The sequence below is a fragment of the Streptomyces sp. MS19 genome, assembly GCF_047200595.1.
Taxonomy (GTDB): Bacteria; Actinomycetota; Actinomycetes; order Streptomycetales; family Streptomycetaceae; genus Streptomyces.
On the sequence record NZ_JBJZOH010000066.1, the window covers coordinates 1 to 16000 of the forward strand.

Consider the following 16000-nt stretch of genomic DNA (forward strand, 5'->3'; position numbering starts at 1 on the left):
TTCTCCGCCCCCCAGCGCCAGGTCCGCGATCCCGACGAGCGCCAGCGCGATCAGCGGCGGGTGCCCTGCCTCCGCCGCCGCCTCGAAGGCCGCCGCCCGGTGCGCCCCCGACTCCCCGAGGTCGTCGGCGAGATAGCCGAGCATGTCGTGCGTCACCCCCCGGATGTGCGCCAGTTCCGCGTCGTCGCCCAGCGCGGCCGTCGCCACGGCCAGCTGCCGCCGCGCCTCGGCCGCGTCCCCGCGCCCCCGGGCGAGGCCCGCGCGGGCGAACGCCAGCTCGGCCAGCGCGTCGGGCCAGGTGACGCGTTCGGCGCACCGCCGCGCGTCGTCGAGCGCCGCCGCGCTCGCCGCCGTGTCGCCCAGCAGCCAGTACAACTGCGCCTGGCGCGACCGCATCCTGATCACGTCCTCGGTGGCACCGACCTCCGTGACGGCCGCGACCGCCTCCTCGTAACGGGCGCACGCGGCGGCGAACTCCCCGCGCTCGGCGAGCCGGTCGGCCAGCTCGGTCAGGGCGAACGACATTCCGAACCGCTCGCCCAGCGCGCGGAACTCCGCGAGCGCCATCTCCAGCTGCGCGTACGCCTCCGGGCCGCCCCGGCCGAGCATGAACGGCATCTTCCCCGTGTGCAGCCTGGCCAGCGCCCGCACCCACGGGTCCGGGTCGTCCAGCAGGGGCGCGAACGCGGGCAGGTGCGCGTCCGGTTCGCGGAGCAGCCGTTCCAGGACGGCGATGAAGCCGATCGCCGGGTGCGCGCCCCCGGGGGCGCGGCGGCTGAGGCGGTGCGCCTCGTGTATCCAGTCGGCGGCCTGGCGCTCGTCGCCGAGACCCGAGCTGACGAACATCACCACCAGCGCGTACACCGTCGCCCGCGCCCCGTCGTCCGCCTCGCCCGGCGCCCGCGCCGCGGCGGTGAGCAGGTCGAGCCCCTCGGCCCGGTGCCCGCCCAGCCACCAGTACCAGCCCGCGGCCGCCGCCAGCCGTACGGCCGCGCGGGTCTCACCCGCGGCGAGCGCGCCGCGCAGGGCGGCGCCGATGTTGTCGTGCTCGGCGCCGAGCAGGGCCAGCCACTCGACCTGGTCGGCGCGGCGCAGGCGCGGTTCGGCGGTCTCGGCCAGCCCGTTGACGTACGCGAGGTGCGCGTGGCGCGCCGACTCGGCCTCCCCGGCCTCCGCGAGGCGGTGCGCGGCGTACTCCCTGACGGTGCCGAGCAGGCGGTAGCGCGGGGCGCCCTCGCCCGCGGCGACGACGAGGGACTTGTCGGCGAGCGCGGTGAGCAGGTCGAGCACCTCGTCCGGCTCCACGCCGCCGCCCGCGCAGACCCGTTCGGCCGCGTCGAGGCCCGCGCCGCCGGCGAACACCGCGAGCCTGCGCAGGACCGCGCGCTCGGCGTCGCCGAGCAGTTCCCAGCTCCAGTCGACCATCGCGCGCAGCGTCCTGTGCCGGGGCAGCGCGGCGCGGCTGCCGCCCGTCAGCAGGCGGAAGCGGTCGTCGAGGCGGTGGCCGAGGTGGTCGATGGACATCGTGCGCAGGCGGGCTGCGGCCAGTTCGATCGCCAGGGGCATGCCGTCCAGGGCGCGGCAGACGCGGGCCATCGTCGCCAGCGTCGCGGGATCGGCCGCCAGGTCGCGGCGTACGGCGTCCGCCCGGTCGCGCAGCAGGCGGACGGCGGGGGAGCGGGCGATCAGGTCGGGGGCCGCGTCGTCGTCCGGCAGGGCCAGCGGTTCGACGGGCCACAGCGCCTCGCCCGTGATGCCGAGCGGTTCGCGGCTCGTCGCGAGGACGCGCAGGCGGCGGCACTCGCCGAGCAGGCGGTGGGCGAGGACGGCGGCGGCGTCCACCACGTGCTCGCAGTTGTCGAGGACCAGCAGCGCCTCGCGGTCGCGGAGTGCGGCGACGAGCCGGTCCGCCGGCTCCGCGTGCTGCGGGCCGCCGAGCAGGGTGTCCCGGAGGCCGAGGCCGGCGAGGGCGGCCTGCGCCACGTCACCTCCGGGGCCGACGGGGGCCAGCTCCACCAGCCAGGCGCCGTCCGGCAGTTCACCGAGCAGCGTGCGCGCGGTCTCCGTGGCGAGCCGGGTCTTGCCCGCGCCGCCTGGCCCGATGACGGTCGTCAGCCGGTGCCCGGCCAGCAGGCCGCGGACGGCGGCGATGTCGGCGTCCCGCCCCACGAACGTGGTCAGCTCGGCGCGGAGGTTGGTCCTCGGGCTCTCCTCCCGCACCTCCTCCCGCACCTCCTCCCGGCCCAACTCGCCGCGCAGCAGCGCGACATGCAGGGCGGCCAGGTCGGGCGACGGGTCGGTGCCCAGGGTCTCGGCCAGGGCCTCGCGCGTGCGCTGGTACGCGAGCAGCGCCTCGCTGTCCCGGCCCGCCGCGGCGAGGGCGCGTATCAGGGCGGCGGCGAGGCGTTCGCGTACGGGGTGGGCGGCCGCCAGGTCGGTCAGCTCGGCGAGCATCGCGGCGCCGTTCCCCTCGGCGGTCTCGGCCTCGGCGCGTTCCTCGGTGGCGGTGAGGCGGAGCCCTTCGAGGCGGGCGAGGGCGGCGTCGAACGCGGCGCTGTCCTGGAGGCCGATGTCCCGCAGCGCGTCGCCGCGCCACAGCTCCAGCGCTTCGCGCAGCAGCCGTACGCGGTGGGCGCCGTCGTCGGGGCGGGCACGGCTCGCGGCGAGGAGGCGTTCGAACCGCACCGCGTCCACGGCGTCCGGGTCCACTCCCAGCCGGTAGCCGTCCGGCCGGCCTTCGACCGTTCCCTCCGGCAGCAGTTTCCGCAGGCGGGAGACGAGGCGCTGGAGGGCGTTCGTCGCGTCGGCGGGCGGGCGTTCGCCCCAGATCCAGTCGATCAGGGACGCCTTGGGGACGACGTGGCCCGGCCTGAGCGCGAGCGCGACCAGCAGGCCGCGCAGCCGCGCTCCCGGCACCTCCGCCTCGCCCCCGCCGGTGCGCACGACCAGCGGGCCCAGCATCCCGATCCACACGCGGGCGATTGTGCCACGGGCCGCCGGGCGGCCCTCAGGCCGTCGCGGTCGCCGGTCCCACCAGCGGCGCGTCCCGTGTGAACATGCGGAAGCCGACGCCGTAGTACAGCGCGCGTGCCTTCGGATGGCCGGGCGCGCCGAGGCAGACGACTGTCGCGTGTGTGGCACCGGCCGCGCGTGCCCGGCGCATGCCGTGCAGCAGCACCGCCCTGCCCAACCCCCGCCGCCGGTAGGCGGGATGGGTCCCGACCGGCTCGAACTCGACGGTGGCGTTGGCCTCGTCCAGCCACAGGACGGCGGAGGCCGCCATCGTCCCGTCCGGCGCCTCCACGAGGACGTGCAGGTCGGGCCGGTACCCCGGCGCGCGCCGCACGCCGGCGTAGCTGTCGGCGGTGTACGTCGTGGAGGCCCACGCGTCCACGTGCGCCCGCACCGCCGCCTCGGGACCGGCCTCGTCGGCGGTGCGGAACCGGAACCCGCTCGGCAGCACGGGCTGTTCGACGTCGGCGAGGTCCCGTTCGTTGAGCTGCGTCCAGGACCCCGTGTCGCCGAGCGAGGCCGGGTCGGTCACGTAGCCGTGGGCGGCCCAGCGTTCCAGGCCGAACGTGTCGGCGGCGCTCGGGATCACCGTCCGCTCGGCACCGGGCGCGGTGGCGCCGTACCAGCCGATCACCTCGTCCACCAGCCCGGCGTGGGCGGGGTGCACCTGATAGATCAGATACGCGCCGGTCGCCTCCGGGCGCGGCAGCCGCGCCCAGCCCCACGCCACCAGCTCACCCCCGGAGAACCACAACCGCCGCCGCCACCTCTCCCCGTCGGCGGCAAGCCCCTTGCCCCAGTTCCACGCCAACTCCCCGTACGACGCGTCACTGTTGACAAGATCAGGCCGGACGGCCACGACACGCTGCGCCAACCCCTGCATGAGCCGCAGATCCTCAACGGCGACACCCGCGTCATCCACCATGCCGCGCCACTGTGCCAGCACCGCACCCTCACGTCGAAGCGTTTTCCGGCACGCCGCGAAGCTCCGGCACCGCTCGAAAGGCGTCGAGGAGGCCGGGAGAATGAGCGGCAGGAACTCGTCCCACAACACCCCAAGGCCGGCCCGGCTCCGCGTGGCGTGGCTAGGATCGGCGGCATGGCGCTGCGACCTGTGCAGGTGAACATCAAGGCTGCCGCCGCACCGGCGGTCGCCTGGTTCTGGGCGGAGGCGCTCGGCTGGCAGGCGTACAGCGCGGGCGCCACCACCTATGTCGGTCCCGGCGGCGGCCTCGTGTGGCCGGACCCGGACCTCCTCGGCGTGGACGTCGTGCCCGTCCCCGACCGCAAGACGGCGGTGAAGAACCGCACGCACATCGACCTCGCCACCACCTCCGCCGCCCACCAGCGGGAGCTGGTCGCCCGCCTGCTCGCCCTGGGCGCGACGCCCGCCGACGTGGGCCAGGGCGACGTGCCGTGGACCGTCTTGGCCGACCCCAACACTCCTGACTACCGGTTCTGAGGATACGGGCAGCTCAGGACATGCGGAAGCCCCGCCCACGCGCCACCAGGGGGAGCGCATGAACGGGGCCGTGACTGGCGTTGGCTGGTCAGCGAGGGGCACTCACGGGACGCTGAGCCCGAAGCTCACCGAGACGCCGTTGGTACAGGGGTCCGGCGACATGCGCCGCACGCGCCTTGCTCGGGGCTGACTGCTCGATGATGTGGTGCGCGGCGGCCTTGAGCGCCGCAGACCATGCGAGCACGTGCTGTTGCGCGCTCCGCCCGCACTCTTCCGGTTCACCGGGCAGGCAGAGCGGAAGCTGAGGGCCGACCTTGTTCGCCGCGTGCCGAACGTATCGGGCGATGGTCAGCCAGTCGTCCTCTGTCCGCTGTACTGCCTCGGTATCGCCTTCGGTCTGCCAGGTGCCGAAGTCGTCCCCGTGATCGTGCATTGGCGCGCTCCTCGGGCTCTCTGGGAGGTTAAGCGGGTGTGCCGATGGTATCGGCTGCCGTGGTGCTGTCCGCCTCGCTCGGGTCGCAGTGCTGTACGGACGGAACGCACGGCGAACACGGCCCACACATGGGAAGGAACTGCGGAGGCGTGCACGACTGCGCGCCGTCTCCGTGCACGTCCTTGATGTCGGCCAGGATCGCACTCATTCGAGTGCCCGACCAGATTTCGGCAATGGGCGCTTCCCGCACATTGCCCATGCTCAGGAAGCGTCCGAGTACACACGGCCAGACGTCACCGTTGGGGCCGATGGCGCACTTCTCGTGCGCGCAGTGTCCGCAGAGATCCGCGATCGTCGGCGCGGCCCCCCTGCTTCCCCTGCCGAATGCCCGCGTTCGATCCCCGCCGACTTCTTCCACACCGAGCGAGAGAAGGTCTTGCGCGGCTTCCTGCGCGCGTTGTCCAGGGCGCACCGTGACAACTCCGCCTCGCAGCGGGATGCGCAGATTCAGCGCCTTTTCGATGTTGGCCCGCGTGCGTCGGTGCGATCCACGGAGGTTGGTCACCTTGTCGTGGTCTTCGGGGGTGTCGGAGTAGTACGACGTTGCGAGTTTCACGCCGCAGTCCGTGAAGGTCCGCCACAATTCCTCGCGGACATAGGTCAGGTTGGAGAACACTTCAACCGAGAGCCCCGCCGCGTGAACGTGCCGGATCAGCTCGCCAAGGTGCGGGTACAACGTCGGCTCGCCGCCGATGAACTGCACGTCCAGGGTTCCCAGGTCGGCCAGTTCGTCGATGACGCGCTTCCAGTCGTGCACGGTCATGGCGCCGTTGGTGCCTTTGGGGGACGAGTCCGCGTAGCAGTGGTCGCAGAACTCGTTGCACAGTCCCGTGACCTCTAACCAAGCGAATTTCAAGGGGTTTTGCGTCGCGTTCAATGAAGCTCCTCCGAAATCATCGTTCATGGACCTGTGGTTTCGCGGCAAGGCGAGAGCCTTGGCCGTGAACTCTTGACGCCTTTCCCTGGGGGAATAGCGATGCGACCCTGACCCGAAACGGTCGCCATGGGTGGAGCCCGCCCCCTACCAGGGGCCTACTTGCCGTGGGGGACGGAAAGGGTTCCTCCCCGGTAGGGAGCGGGAGTTTAGGCAACGGCCGATAATTGCAGCGTTGCGTCAAGGTTGGTGGGCTGCCTGATGGACTCGGCGGTGAGGGAGTAGATCACTCCAGCGTCTCCGGCGTGGACACCGATTGCGCGCCCGGATGCGAGGTTCGCCAACTGTCGCTCTTGGACCGCGTAGTCCCAGACCCATTCACGGAAGATGTGTCCAAGGTCGGGGGCTTCCTCGATAACGCGGTGTAGGGCTTCCCGTGGAAGGGGACCGATCCCGGGACAAGGGGAGAGAGCGTTGGCCAACCGGGCAGCCTGAGAACGAAGCCACCCAAGGGCCGCTTCCGGGTTGTCGGTGGCGTAACTCCCGAGAGAGATTACCCGTTCCTGATGCGGAACCTTTGCGACCACTCCGCATGTGAAGCGTTGACGGTTGTTCACTGCCACTCCCCGGGTTGCATTCGGTAGGGGAGGGTCGTGATTTGCCGATAGGTGAAATGCTCGGGATGGTCGCGCACGTGATCGTGCGACCATTCGGAAGCCTTTTCTGCGTCGGCGAGGGTCGGGCCGACCATGTTGCAAACAGCACACTGGAACGCGAACTCGATGGGCTCTGCGTCCGATTCGTCGTCGGGTACCAAGGTGAACTCGCGGAAGCGGAAGCGCGCACCCATTACGCACCCGCCGTTCTGTCGTCCGGGTGCAACTGCGCACCGCGCGACTCGGCCACGGTGAGCACGGCCGCAAGGCATACGGCCAACTGTTCGCCGACGAAACGCAGTTCCTGCGCGGGTGCCTTGGGGTTCGCCAGCACCGCCAACGAGTGCTTCAGAACGTCGGCAGCGTCACGAAGCTGTTCGTCCTCTACCGAGTCCGCGAGGCGGGCAAGGGGCCCATCCTCGTCGCCCGGCGCCAGGTAGGCCGGGCGCCCCTCTCCGTCTCGCCACGGCAGCGGCCGTGCTCCGGGCATCGGCGGTGGCACTCCGGCACCATGCGTAAACTCAGGCACGGTTGCCTGCTCCTTTCAGGTGACCCATGCCCCCGGGCCGGTCGGACGGTCGCGGGGGTTCTGCTTGTCACTCGTGCGTCCCTCATGGAGACTGAGCGTCACAAGAGAATGACGCCGGAACGTCGCCTTGCGCGACGACGTTGCAGACGACGTTCCGGCGTCATTGAGGGTGTCATTTGGGTGTCATTTGAGGCACCAGAGAGCTACCGTGGGTACATGAGTCCATCGACACCGAACAGCACGCTGCGGGCAGTCCGTATGGGACTGCTCATGTCACAAGACGACTTCGCGCGCGCCCTACGCGGTGCCGGCGAACGCGCTGGGGCACCCAACGACGCGAACAAGCGGCTCGTCCAGCGCTGGGAGAGTGGCGCCACGGCAGCGCCACGTCCCATCTACGCGCGCGCCCTGGAGACAGTTACAGGACTCCCCATAGAGTCGCTGGGGTTTGCAATTCCCGTTCCGGAGGCTCGCGTTTCAGGCGACGGGAAGGGCGGGCACGATCTCGAATCTGCCCAGAACGGCGCAAGCGCCCCAGCAGGAGGCCGAATTACGCGTCCCGCCCCGCAAGGAAACTACAGTGGTGTTTGGCTGAGCCGCTACGAGTACTATTCGAGCGGACGAGAAAGAACATTCACCCAGCTTCACTACGTCGTTGTCCTACAGCATGGGAGCCGCCTGACAGTTCGCAGCATCCCCGGATCGGCAGATTCGCAGCTGAGCATGGATCTAACCATTGACGGAAACGTCATAACGGGAACGTGGGTGGAACAGACAGCCCAAGCCAGCTATTACCGGGGTGCCCGATACCATGGGGCGATTCAAATGCTCATCGAGCCGACAGGGCGGCGAATGGCTGGAAAGTGGGTCGGGTTCGGGAAAGAAATGGATGTCAACACAGGTCCTTGGGAGGTCATTTTCCAGGATGCATCAACAAACAAGGCCACGCTGGCGAAGTACGGGAAAATCCCGGAATAGCCTACATGGCACCGAAAGGCCCCTCCGACTCAGAATGGATCGTGAGGGGCCTTTCAATGCCGAATCGGCTTTGGCTAGCATGTAGCAGTTCGGCCGCAGGGCAGGGCCATATCACAGTAAAAATCAATGTGCGTACGGCAAATGGTCAGTCCCAGATGTCGGAATCTTCGTCGTCAGTATCGGGCGTCGTAATCGACGTGCGGGCACTTGGGGACAAGCCAATTTCCCGAATGTAGCGGGCGAGTTGAGCGCGGTACTGCCCGGCGATTGTGGCGGCGCCGTTCTTCACCGTTCCCCGTTCAGCCGTCACGATGAGCCCGCGTGCGGAAAGATCCCGCTCGGCCTGGTCGATGCGCGCGACGCACACGCACGTGTCTTTCACGGTGCTGTAATCGACCTCCCCGATACCTGCGGCGATTTCGAGTATCGGCACTATGCGGCGCCATTCGTGTGCATCTTCCATCCGATAAGCGCCGGAGAGGTAAGGACTCGCTTGACGCGCCCGCTGACCTGCGAAGTCTCCGCCATGGCTGCCCAACTCCAGAACCGCTAGTTCTGAGTGCTGGGAGATCCGGAGGGCAACGAGCTGTGCGTGCTGGAGCCTCGGGACGTCTACCGGGGCACCGGCCCGATCGCGGCCGTGGTCGTGGACTGCGCGGACCCCCGGGCCATGGCCCGCTTCTGGGGTGAGGCGACGGACTGGACCGTGCACGAGGCGACCGACGACCTGGCGAGGCTGCGTTCGGCCAAGGGGACGGGCCCGTACCTGGAGTTCCTCCGCACACCCGGCACGAAGACCACGCCGGACCGCGTACACCTCGATCTGTTCCCCGGCCCCGGCGACGACCGGACGGCAGAGGTGTCCCGTCTGCGAGCCCTCGGCGCGACGGACCTCGACGTAGGCCAGGGCGACACCCCGTGGACCTGCCTGGCGGACCCGGACGCCCACGAGTTCTGCGTCCTGTCCCTGCCCTGACACGTCCCCGACGGCCGATCGAGATGCCGTCCGTCCGGCGGTTCGGTGGCGGCAAGGTCCGCCGGTGTGTGTGGTCAGGCGCGGCTGGCGCCTGCGGGCCAGACGACATGCACGTCGAGTCCGGTGTCGCGTGCTTCGGCGACGGTGGCGGCTGTCCCACCTCGGCCGCCGGGCTGGGCGGGTACGCCGTCCCAGACGGCCACGAACCGGTCGGCGCGGCGCAGGAGTTCCTTCCCGGCCGCTTCGTACGCTTCCCGGCCTGCGGTGTCGAACGGCATCACGATCACTTCGGCGGCGGCCTGGACCAGCCGGTCGTACAGGTCGGCGTGCTGGGGCTTGACCTTGCGGTCCCGGTAGTCCCGCGACGGTGTGACGACGACCAGCCGTCCGCCGCGTTCCAGGACTGCTTCGGCGAACAGGCTGTCCGCCCCGGCGGCGATGCACGAGACACCGACGAGTTCCCCCGGCTCGTACGCGGCCAGCAACTCCCGCAGGGCGGCCCGGACGAGGGGAACGGCCTCGTCGGAGAGGTCCATGTGTCCGGTCACAGAAAGTGTCGTCACGCTCTTCACCTTTCATTTCAGACGGTCAGCAGTTCTCGGACCCGCACGCGGGCGTCCCGGACGTCGGCGGAACTGTGCCCCACCGTGTGGGTGTAGAGACGCCCAAGCTTCTCGCGGACTTGGGTGGAGTCGGTGAGCAGGGCAGCATCGACAGCGCTGTGGGTCTGCTGCACTGCGGTCTTGATGTCTCCGAGCAGCCACGAGCATTCGGCCAGCCCCGCCGAGTCGAGTGCCGTGCTGCGGGCAGCGCCGGTGTTCCGGGAGCCGCGCGAGTGGTCTGGCTGGTGGTATCGCCGTGGAGGGCGGTGGTCTCCCGGAAGATCACCAGATCGGTCGGCGGCCTGCTGATCCATCCGCACGCCGGTTACCTCGGCCAACGCCCGCCCGAACAACTACGTCCCGATCCCCGCATCTCCACAAGCATGTGGTCGATATCCCACAACAGCAGCCCTGCGTCTCCCGCCCTGGCCCCCCGGCGTGTCAGGTGAGTGTGTCGAGGGCGGTGTTCCAGAAGGCTGCTGCGTCGCCTTGTTTGGGGGCGTGGGGTTCGCCGGGGCCGTAGACGACGTGGACGCCTTGTGCGCGGAGGTTGTCCACGGCCTGTCCCACGGCTGGTTGGGCGCCGAGCGCGGTGTTCCAGAAGGGGGTGGCGGTGACGGGGATGCCCAGGTGCACGGCTTCGGCGGGCAGGCCGAGGGCGAGGGTGTCGGTGATCCCGGCGGCCCACTTGCACGCGCTGGTCGTGGTCAGCGGGGCGACCAACATTGCGTCCGCACGCGGCAACGCGTCCGACTCATGGGGCAGCTTGTACTGGGAACGCACCGGGTGCCCGGTCATTTCCGCCAGCTCCGCGACGCGCGGCTTCCACCACCGGGCGGCGGACGGCGTGAGGACCACGCACACCCTCCATCCCGCCTCCTGCGCCCGCAAGATCCCCCGATCGAGATAACGGGTCGGCCCCGCAGCACACGCGATCAGATACAGAACACCGCCACTCATGCGAAGATCCCACACTTGTCCGCCAGAGGGCGCAACTCGGCGCTGGAGTACGGCGATAGCGGTCCCATTCGGTTGTCGGCAGATTGATGTACCACAGCATCAGCACGGCGCGCCTTCCGGTCAGGCTGTGTGGCTTGGGCGATGGTGTCGATGCGCGCGGCGAGGTCGCGAAGTCGGCTGCTGTGAGGCGGTGTCCGGCATCGTGGGTGGTGATGGCGAAGCGGATGGTGTTCCGGCGTCAGTCGCGGGTGGCGCCGGGTGGCCAGAGGATGGTGACGGGGACGTTGTGGTGTCGGGCGTGGGTGACGACGTCGGCGGTGCCGCCGTGGCCGCGTGCGGGGAGGCCGTCCCATACCGCGATGAGGTGGTCGGTCAGGCCGACCAGGATTTCGCTGCCTGCCATGTGGGCCTGGGAGTCGGATGCGGTGAGGCCGGTGGTGTGGACGTCGGATGCCTGGCGCATCAGCTCGTCGTAGACGGGGTGGTGCCACTGGGGTAGACCGGCGCGGTAGGTGGTGGCGGGGATGACGACTTCGAGTCGCCCTCCGAGGGTTAGTACGGTTTCGGCGAACCAGGCGTCCGGGCCGTCCGCGATGCAGGAGACGCCCACGAGGTCGTCCGCGTGGGGGGTGAGCCAGGTCTTCAGTTCTTCGCGCACCTGGCGTTCGATCTGCTCGGACAGGCCGCGATGGCCGGTGATTCCGACACGCATCCGGGACCTCACAGGTAGATGTCGTGCAACCGGTCGTCGAAGTCTCGCACGACCCGGGGCGGTGTGGGGGATGTATAGCTGCGGCGCAGAGCGCGGGCGCGTTCGACTGTTCGCCCGGACCGGTAGCGAAGTCCGACTTCCAGTGCGCGCGTCGCTAGGGCGAAGGCCACGTCCAGTCGTCCGGCTGCCAGATGCCCGAATGCCAAGTCAATGTGAAGCTGGGCGCGTTGCTTCTCGTGCCCTGTGTCGAGGACCGGTCCGGCCGCCTCGTAGCCCGCCTGGACCCAGTCCGGTCTCATGAGTCGGGCACCGCAGGACAGGCGAGCTGCGGCGACCTTCCCTTGATTGAAAGGGAAAACCCACGGCCACGGGGCTTCCTCGTTGGAGATCCTGTGGGTGGCTTCAGAGGCGAGACGAAGCGCACGGTCCGTGCGTTGCTCATCGCCTGCGGAGGCATGAGCCAGCGCCTCGATGGTGCGTAGCCAGGCATCCGCGATGGCCGGGGCCGAACTGCCCAGCCGTTTCCGAGCGTTTCCGATGAGCGACAGGCTCTGAGAGGTGTTGCCCACGTGGGCTTCCATTTGTGCCAGGCTGCCGACTTGATACGCCCCCAGCAGTGGATCTGATACGCGACGTGCTGCCTTGATCGATGTGCCGTACCACGTCCTCGCCGATCCGAGATCGCCGAGATCCCAGCACAGCCATCCTGCGAAGCTGGCTGCTTCACTGCCAGCTGCGGCGAGATGTGCGCGGTGGTGTTCGTCCGGGGATTCGCCGACGAGTGCCTTGGTCAGCCGTAGATGGGAAAGGACCGGCTCCAGCAGGTCACGGGCTGGGGCGGTGCCGTCGAGGCGTCGGTAGGCGGCCGTTGCCACGCGAAGTGTCGCCCCTCGGCTGCTCGCTTCCGCAGCATGCGGAGCTATCGATGGCAGAAGAGGGGATGCCGTCACTGCCGCTGCGCCGACAGCGAGGAAATTGCGCCGTTCCACGGGGCCTTCCAAGCGTGCTGATCCCGCATGGTCGGCGAGTCCGACCAGTCGTGCGGGAATGTTCAGGTGTCTGGCCGCCTTGGCCAGAGTGGTCATGTCGTAGGCGCCGAGGCGTGCGTTCTCCAGACGTGAGATAGCGGACTGGCTCAGCCCGCACGCCTGGCCGAGTTGTTGCTGTGAAACACCCGCATCCCGGCGCGCCAGCCTGATCACTCGGCCGTAGTCGCCGGTCCGAGCGGCGTCATGAATGGCTGGTCCCAACCGGTTCATCCGTCAGTGCCTCTTCGATTCGTACATTGATTTCGATGGATTCGGCCGTGATATATGCGGCTGGCGCATAACCTCATGCACTCCGTGGGTGGCTGTTGGAAGGTGAGGCAGATCTCACGGTTTGGTGAGCAGGCTACCTGCTGTCGAGAGATGGGCACCCTCCGTGTATCCGGGGGGTGCTGGAGGGTGCCTGATGCCAACACACTCGGTCTACGTTCTGCCGCTTCCGCCCAACGGCCAGGTGCGTATCCGGCCGTTGGGGGAGGTGTTTGATGCGGTGCGTGTGCCGTCTTTCCAGGGGTTGTACGCGTTCCACCGTCTGCGGTTGGCCGGGATCAGCGGGCCGGTGATTGAGGACCCGGCGCATGGGGTCATGTACTGGCTGGTGCCGCCGGGTTCGGCGAACGACCGTGGGTGGCCGCCCGGTGCGTTGGCGCTCGGGCGGGGGTACTGCCTGGCTGTTCCGGCTGCCGATCGGGTCGGGGGTCCGTGGGTGGGGGATGGTGAGGTCCGGTGGCTGGTGGTGCCGCCGTCGGGGGACTGCCTGACCGATCCGGAGGTGCTGTACCTGGCGCTCGGGCGGGTGTTCGGGGGGCGCTGTGGATGAGATGCCGCGTCCCCTCCCGCGTTACCTGACGGTGGCGCCGGTGCGGGAGGAGAACCCGCACATCACCGTGATCACCGAGCTGGAAGGGCCCGTACTGCCGCGTTCGGACGGCGACGAGCCGGAGTCGGAGGGTGGTGAGGAGCAGTGAGTCTGCTGCCGCGTTGTATGTACTGCGAAGCGACGGCCGGTGAGTTGGTTGCCGTGGCGTTGGTTGCGTCGGGTTCGGGGCCGGGGTGGACGTATCAGGCGTGCCGAACCTGCCGGATCTCCGAACGGCTTGTGCCGTTGGTTGCGCACCCCTCGGACTCGTGGGGTGGGATGCACTACTGGCCCGAGGTCGTCCCGCACGAGTTGGTGGTGCGGTTGGCCGAGTTGGGGAGCGCGTCCGAGCTGCGGCCCGTCGTGGACCGGCTGTTCCCCGCCGTCGCTGCGGTGTTCCGGCGGGAGATCGCCCAGGCCGAGGTGGACTCTGCCGTCGCCGACCTGTGGTCGGCTGTGTCGGGGGTGGAGCCGTGACGGCCCACGCCTCCCGCCTGTTCACCGGAGGGGAGAGGGACGCGGCCCGGGGCTGGGCGTGTGATGTCCTGGCAGCGTGGGGGTGGGGCGACGCCGTTCCCGTCGTGAGCGCGCTGATCGGCGTTGCCCGTAGCCGCCGTCCGTGGTGGCTCAGCTTGCGCGATCACGGGGATGCCCTGAACGTTCAGGTCCTCCGTGCCCGTACCGCCCGGACGCCGAGGCTCCCGGCGGTGATTCACGGCGCTGAGCACCTGGTGTGGACGTTCGGGACCATCCCCACTCCGGACGGCCTCTGCATATGGACCACCATCACCCCCCAGCCGAAGCGCCGGCCTGTCAGCCGGTGAACCCGCAGGTCGCGTTCCTCCCCTGCCCCAGCCGGGGAGGAACGCGCGGCGTCGTCAGGGGCGGTTCGGGTCGGGGTGGACCACGAGGAAGAGCGACCATGCGGGCGCGGTCGGGTCGTCCGGGCGGTTGGCGAACTCTTCCAGCAGGTCCTTGAGCCGGGTGCGGAACTCCTCCATCTGAGCCGGTGGCAGGCGCAGCGCCATCCTGGTGCCCTCGGACTCGGTCGCGGGGACGAGGGCGAGTTCCTCCAGGAACGCGTCGAGCATCGACCGTTCCAGCGCGGGGGATTCTAGGTTCCAGCTCTTGTGCGTCGCCAGGTACGGGATCTCCCGTGCGCCGCGCGCGCCGCGCCGTTCTTCCTGCGCCTCAAGGAATCCGGTGCGGACCAGCGTTCTGGTGTGGTGCAGCACGCTGGCCGGGTCGCGGCCGAGGATCGCCGCGATCTCCTTGTTCGTGTGCGGCTTCCGCACACAGATACGCAGGATGCGCAGGCGGAGGGCGGAGGCGAGTGCCTTCGCCTCCGCGTCGGTCGCCGGCCGGCGTTCGGTCATGACCAGCAGCCTACTGAAGGGCGGCCAGCCTGGTGGCGGGCCCGGCAGTGAGTGATTGACAAAACCCAATCACTTGGCCAGGGTAACGCTGAACCTTCACAGTCGCGGGACGACCGCGGCCTGAGCGAACGAGGTCGACCATGCCGAACCCTTCCGGAACGACCGGCGGGACCGCCGCTCCCGAGAGCCTCGCCGAGCAGGCGGTGTCCCGGGTCACTCCCGTCGATGTCCCCCGGGGACCCGGGGAGAAGGCGAACGACTACGACAGCTTCGCCGAGGCGTACGAGGCCGAGAACGAGACAAGCCTCCTCAACGCCCACTACACGCGCCCCGCGATCGTGGACCTGGCCGGTGACGTGGCGGGCCGCCGCATCCTCGACGTCGGCTGCGGCGCCGGCCCCATAGCCGCGGACCTGCGCGAACGGGGCGCCGTCGTCGCCGGTTTCGACTCCAGCGCCGGGATGCTGGAACTCGCCAGGCGGCGGCTCGGCGACGACGTGGTGCTGAAGCACGCCGAACTGGGCGGCACGCTGCCGTTCGCCGACGCCGAGTTCGACGACCTCGTCGCCGCCCTGGTGCTGCACTACCTGGAGGACTGGACGACAGCCCTGGCCGAACTGCGCCGCGTGCTGAAGCCCGGCGGCCGTCTCATCGGGGCCGTCCACCACCCCTTCGTCCAGCATCTGACGGCACCGCCCGGAACCGACTACTTCGCGATCCGCCCCACCTCCCAGTGGTGGGAATTCGGCGACACCAGGAACCTGATGACCTTCTGGGACCGGCCGCTGCACGCGATCACCGACGCGTTCACCGCGGCCGGCTTCCGGATCGACGTCCTCAGCGAACCGGCCCCGGGACCCGGCGCCCGCGAACGGTTCCCCGAACTCTTCGAGGAGAAGGAGTCGGGGAAGTTCCTGTGCTTCCTGTTCTTCGTCCTCATGAAGGCGTGACCTCCGCACCGGGAGCGGCGCCCGGTCGGCTTGTCGGGTGACCCGATAAAGCGCCATGCGGTGCGGCGGGCCTGCGGTGCGGAACTGCTTCGCCCTGTGTGATCGATCGGTCACAATGGCCTCCGGAGTCCCGCCCCGAGCGATGGAGGACGCGATGCCCAGGACCGAGAGGGAACGCCGCCGCCGGATCGCCGACGCCGCGACCGACCTGCGCCCGCACCCGGCCGCCGTCCTCTACCTCTGCGCCCCCGAGGTCGCGCCCGAGTCGCTGGTCGAACGGCTGGCGGCGCACGCGGGCGCGCGCCGCCTCCCCGTCGCCGACACCGTCGTGGACCTGATGGACCCCGCCTCGCCGATGGACGACCGGCCGGGGTGGCAGCACGTACGGGAGCTGGTCCTCGCCCGCGAGGTCACCGCCGTCGTCACGGCGGCCGACGACATGTGCGGCGGGACGCGCAAGGAGCGGGAGGCCGTCCGGGCCTGGCTCGCCGAGCACGCCTCCGAGCTGACGGCGG

At 69.7% G+C, this 16000-nt stretch carries 19 protein-coding genes and 2 pseudogenes; 8 read left to right on the forward strand and 13 right to left on the reverse strand.

The features are described 5' to 3' along the window. A partial coding sequence (locus tag ACL02R_RS29180; protein ID WP_412799968.1) for a BTAD domain-containing putative transcriptional regulator occupies positions 1-2973 on the reverse strand: 2973 nt, incomplete at its 3' end. Between the two features lie 34 nt (positions 2974-3007). Then, on the reverse strand, positions 3008-3937 hold the full coding sequence (locus tag ACL02R_RS29185) for a GNAT family N-acetyltransferase (RefSeq protein ID WP_412799969.1): 930 nt from the start codon (positions 3935-3937) through the stop codon (positions 3008-3010). 174 nt (positions 3938-4111) lie between these two features. Between ACL02R_RS29185 and ACL02R_RS29190 the strand changes: the two are divergent. Continuing rightward, positions 4112-4465 (forward strand): annotated as a pseudogene (locus tag ACL02R_RS29190) (VOC family protein); the annotation flags it as partial. A gap of 97 nt (positions 4466-4562) precedes the next feature. Here ACL02R_RS29190 and ACL02R_RS29195 read toward each other — a convergent pair. From ACL02R_RS29195 to ACL02R_RS29210, 4 genes are all read right to left on the reverse strand, one after another. After that, positions 4563-4907 (reverse strand): hypothetical protein, encoded by a 345-nt coding sequence (locus ACL02R_RS29195; RefSeq protein WP_412799970.1) that lies wholly within the window; start codon positions 4905-4907, stop codon positions 4563-4565. A gap of 28 nt (positions 4908-4935) precedes the next feature. Next, entirely contained in the window at positions 4936-5871 is a 936-nt protein-coding gene (locus ACL02R_RS29200; protein WP_412799971.1) for a radical SAM protein, read from the reverse strand. 583 nt (positions 5872-6454) lie between these two features. Then, positions 6455-6691: a hypothetical protein gene (locus ACL02R_RS29205; protein ID WP_412799972.1), complete on the reverse strand. Its 237-nt coding sequence runs from the start codon at positions 6689-6691 to the stop codon at positions 6455-6457. Next, complete coding sequence (locus ACL02R_RS29210) at positions 6691-7026, reverse strand: hypothetical protein (RefSeq protein ID WP_412799973.1); 336 nt, start codon at positions 7024-7026, stop codon at positions 6691-6693. Before ACL02R_RS29210 ends, ACL02R_RS29205 begins: the two co-directional genes overlap by 1 nt. Before the next feature lie 216 nt (positions 7027-7242). Between ACL02R_RS29210 and ACL02R_RS29215 the strand changes: the two genes are divergently transcribed. After that, positions 7243-8004, forward strand: coding sequence for an XRE family transcriptional regulator (locus tag ACL02R_RS29215; RefSeq protein WP_412799974.1), 762 nt, complete (start codon positions 7243-7245; stop codon positions 8002-8004). Between the two features lie 145 nt (positions 8005-8149). Here ACL02R_RS29215 and ACL02R_RS29220 read toward each other — a convergent pair whose 3' ends face one another. Continuing rightward, complete coding sequence (locus tag ACL02R_RS29220; RefSeq protein ID WP_412799975.1) at positions 8150-8467, reverse strand: phage terminase small subunit P27 family; 318 nt, start codon at positions 8465-8467, stop codon at positions 8150-8152. A gap of 96 nt (positions 8468-8563) precedes the next feature. Here ACL02R_RS29220 and ACL02R_RS29225 point away from each other — a divergent pair. Further along, positions 8564-8980: pseudogene (locus ACL02R_RS29225) on the forward strand (VOC family protein); the annotation flags it as partial. 74 nt (positions 8981-9054) lie between these two features. Here the strand turns inward: ACL02R_RS29225 and ACL02R_RS29230 are convergent. From ACL02R_RS29230 to ACL02R_RS29250, 5 genes are all read right to left on the reverse strand, one after another. After that, on the reverse strand, positions 9055-9543 hold the full coding sequence (locus tag ACL02R_RS29230) for a hypothetical protein (RefSeq protein ID WP_412799976.1): 489 nt from the start codon (positions 9541-9543) through the stop codon (positions 9055-9057). Positions 9544-9560: 17 nt separating this feature from the next. Beyond that, a complete protein-coding gene (locus ACL02R_RS29235; protein WP_412799977.1) occupies positions 9561-9896 on the reverse strand; it encodes a hypothetical protein in 336 nt (111 codons plus the stop codon). A 127-nt stretch (positions 9897-10023) separates the two neighbouring features. After that, a complete protein-coding gene (locus tag ACL02R_RS29240; protein ID WP_412799978.1) occupies positions 10024-10542 on the reverse strand; it encodes a flavoprotein in 519 nt (172 codons plus the stop codon). A 238-nt stretch (positions 10543-10780) separates the two neighbouring features. Continuing rightward, complete coding sequence (locus ACL02R_RS29245; RefSeq protein WP_412799979.1) at positions 10781-11254, reverse strand: hypothetical protein; 474 nt, start codon at positions 11252-11254, stop codon at positions 10781-10783. A gap of 8 nt (positions 11255-11262) precedes the next feature. Beyond that, entirely contained in the window at positions 11263-12456 is a 1194-nt protein-coding gene (locus tag ACL02R_RS29250; protein ID WP_412799980.1) for a helix-turn-helix domain-containing protein, read from the reverse strand. Positions 12457-12706: 250 nt separating this feature from the next. On the opposite strand from ACL02R_RS29250, the gene ACL02R_RS29255 reads away from it, so the two are divergent. From ACL02R_RS29255 to ACL02R_RS29265, 3 genes are all read left to right on the forward strand, one after another. Beyond that, a complete protein-coding gene (locus tag ACL02R_RS29255; protein ID WP_412799981.1) occupies positions 12707-13120 on the forward strand; it encodes a hypothetical protein in 414 nt (137 codons plus the stop codon). 1 nt (position 13121) lies between these two features. Beyond that, positions 13122-13268: a hypothetical protein gene (locus ACL02R_RS29260; RefSeq protein WP_412799982.1), complete on the forward strand. Its 147-nt coding sequence runs from the start codon at positions 13122-13124 to the stop codon at positions 13266-13268. Between the two features lie 170 nt (positions 13269-13438). After that, positions 13439-13636 (forward strand): hypothetical protein, encoded by a 198-nt coding sequence (locus ACL02R_RS29265; protein WP_412799983.1) that lies wholly within the window; start codon positions 13439-13441, stop codon positions 13634-13636. 401 nt (positions 13637-14037) lie between these two features. On the opposite strand, the gene ACL02R_RS29270 is transcribed toward ACL02R_RS29265, so the two are convergent. Beyond that, positions 14038-14535 (reverse strand): ArsR/SmtB family transcription factor, encoded by a 498-nt coding sequence (locus tag ACL02R_RS29270; protein ID WP_412799984.1) that lies wholly within the window; start codon positions 14533-14535, stop codon positions 14038-14040. 140 nt (positions 14536-14675) lie between these two features. Between ACL02R_RS29270 and ACL02R_RS29275 the strand changes: the two genes are divergently transcribed. Further along, entirely contained in the window at positions 14676-15485 is an 810-nt protein-coding gene (locus tag ACL02R_RS29275; RefSeq protein WP_412799985.1) for a methyltransferase domain-containing protein, read from the forward strand. Positions 15486-15639: 154 nt separating this feature from the next. Then, positions 15640-16000: hypothetical protein (locus tag ACL02R_RS29280; RefSeq protein WP_412799986.1), on the forward strand; the 361-nt coding region annotated here is incomplete at its 3' end.